Annotated in this window: 2 protein-coding genes; one reads left to right on the top strand and one right to left on the bottom strand. The window is 69.0% G+C overall.

Annotated elements, in window-relative coordinates; all coding sequences use genetic code 11:
* Positions 1–173 precede the first annotated feature (173 nt).
* Positions 174–1,694 (top strand): aldehyde dehydrogenase, encoded by a 1,521-nt coding sequence (adh, locus tag G3N92_RS33240; RefSeq protein ID WP_206131744.1) that lies wholly within the window; start codon positions 174–176, stop codon positions 1,692–1,694.
* 71 nt (positions 1,695–1,765) lie between these two features.
* Here adh and G3N92_RS33235 read toward each other — a convergent pair.
* A partial coding sequence (locus G3N92_RS33235; RefSeq protein ID WP_206131743.1) for an ethanolamine ammonia-lyase light chain EutC occupies positions 1,766–2,241 on the bottom strand: 476 nt, incomplete at its 5' end.

Below are 2,241 nucleotides of genomic sequence, written 5' to 3'. Positions count from 1 at the left end.
AGCGCCCGAACGGCACGGGCCGCCGCCGCGCGCCCGGCTGGCCGCGGCTCGCACCGTGACGCGTCCGCCACGCACCGTGGCGCGGCGCACTGGCACGTTTTTGGCGTATTCCACAGGCCCCGCCGGCCGCACGCGGCGGCGTTTCCCTGATTCCAACATGCGAGGAGCGACAGATGAACCACGCCGAGATGCAGCATCTGAACATCGAATTTCCGTATCGCAAGCAGTATGGGAACTTCATCGGCGGCGAATGGGTGCCGCCCGTCGCCGGCCAGTATTTCGACAACATCTCGCCCGTCACCGGCCAGCCGTTCACGGCCATCCCGCGCTCGCAGGAAGCCGACATCGAACTGGCGCTCGACGCCGCGCATGCGGCCAAGGCCGGCTGGGGCGCGACCCCGGCGGCGGACCGCGCCGCCGTGCTGCTGCGCATCGCCGACCGGATGGAGCAGAACCTGGCGCGGCTCGCGGTGGCCGAGACGATCGACAACGGCAAGCCGCTGCGCGAAACCACGGCGGCCGACATCCCGCTCGCGATCGATCACTTCCGCTATTTCGCGGGCTGCCTGCGCGCGCAGGAAGGCTCGATCGCCGACATCGGCGGCGACCTGGTGGCCTATCACTTCCACGAGCCGCTCGGCGTGGTGGGCCAGATCATCCCGTGGAACTTCCCGATCCTGATGGCCGCGTGGAAGCTGGCCCCCGCGCTGGCGGCGGGCAACTGCGTGGTGCTCAAGCCGGCCGAGCAGACGCCCGCCTCGATCCTCGTGTGGGCCGAACTCGTGCAGGACCTGCTGCCGCCCGGCGTGCTCAACATCGTCAACGGCTTCGGGCTGGAGGCGGGCAAGCCGCTCGCGTCGAGCAAGCGCATCGCCAAGATCGCGTTCACCGGCGAAACCACCACGGGCCGGCTGATCATGCAGTACGCCAGCGCGAACCTGATTCCGGTCACGCTGGAGCTGGGCGGCAAGAGCCCGAACATCTTCTTCGCCGACGTGATGGACCGCGACGACGGCTACTTCGACAAGGCGCTCGAAGGCTTCGCGATGTTCGCGCTGAACCAGGGCGAGGTGTGCACCTGCCCGTCGCGCGCGCTGGTCGAGGAAAGCGTGTACGAGCGCTTCATCGAGCGCGCCGTGAAGCGCGTCGAGAAGATCCGCCAGGGCCACCCGCTCGACGCGCAGACGATGATCGGCGCGCAGGCCTCGGCCGAGCAGATGGAGAAGATCCTGTCGTACATCGACATCGGCCGCCAGGAAGGCGCCGAGTGCCTGACGGGCGGCGAACGCAACACGCTGACGGGCGAGCTGGCGAGCGGCTACTACGTCAAGCCGACGGTGTTCCGCGGCCACAACAAGATGCGGATCTTCCAGGAGGAAATCTTCGGGCCGGTGCTGTCGGTCACCACCTTCAAGAACGAGGAGGAAGCGCTGGAGATCGCCAACGACACGCTGTACGGCCTCGGCGCCGGCGTGTGGACGCGCGACGGCACGCGCGCCTACCGCTTCGGCCGCGCGATCCAGGCCGGCCGCGTGTGGACCAACTGCTATCACGCCTACCCGGCGCACGCGGCGTTCGGCGGCTACAAGCAATCGGGCATCGGCCGCGAAACGCACAAGATGATGCTCGACCACTATCAGCAGACCAAGAACCTGCTGGTCAGCTACAGCGAGAAGCCGCTCGGCTTCTTCTGAACGCGCGGTGCAGCTTCACTGCGACAACCGCCGGCGCGCGATCGCCGGCGGTTTTTTCATGGCGCGTTCGCTCAGGCATCGCCGAGACGTTCGGGATCCGAAGCATTGCCGGGCAGCAGCGCGTCGCTGTCGTCCTTGAGGCCCACGCCGGTCAGTTGCAGCCGGCGCGCGTGCGTCAGCAGGTAATGCAGCTTGTGCGCGGCAGCCGCGTGCGGCAGCCCTTCCGGGCGCACGTTCGAGATGCAGTTGCGCTGCGCGTCGTGGCAGCCGACCTGCGGCGCAAAGGTGAGATACACGCCGAGGCTGTCCGGCGAACTGAGGCCGGGACGCTCGCCGATCAGCATCGCCACCAGCTTGGCGCGCAGCAGCGCGCCGATCTCGTCGCCGAGCGCGACGCGCGCCTGGCGCGCCACCACCACCGGGCCGATCGACCAGCCGTCGGCGTCGAGCCGCCCGCGCACCGCCTCGATCAGCGGCAGCGCCTGCTTCGCGGCCGCGAACGCCGACAGGCCATCGCCGATCACGAACACCAGATCGGGCGCGGCGG

It is taken from the genome of Burkholderia sp. Ac-20379, assembly GCF_017104645.1.
Classification (GTDB): Bacteria; Pseudomonadota; Gammaproteobacteria; order Burkholderiales; family Burkholderiaceae; genus Burkholderia.
The sequence above is the reverse complement of the archived record's forward strand: the minus strand, read 5'-3'. Positions and strand labels throughout refer to the sequence as shown.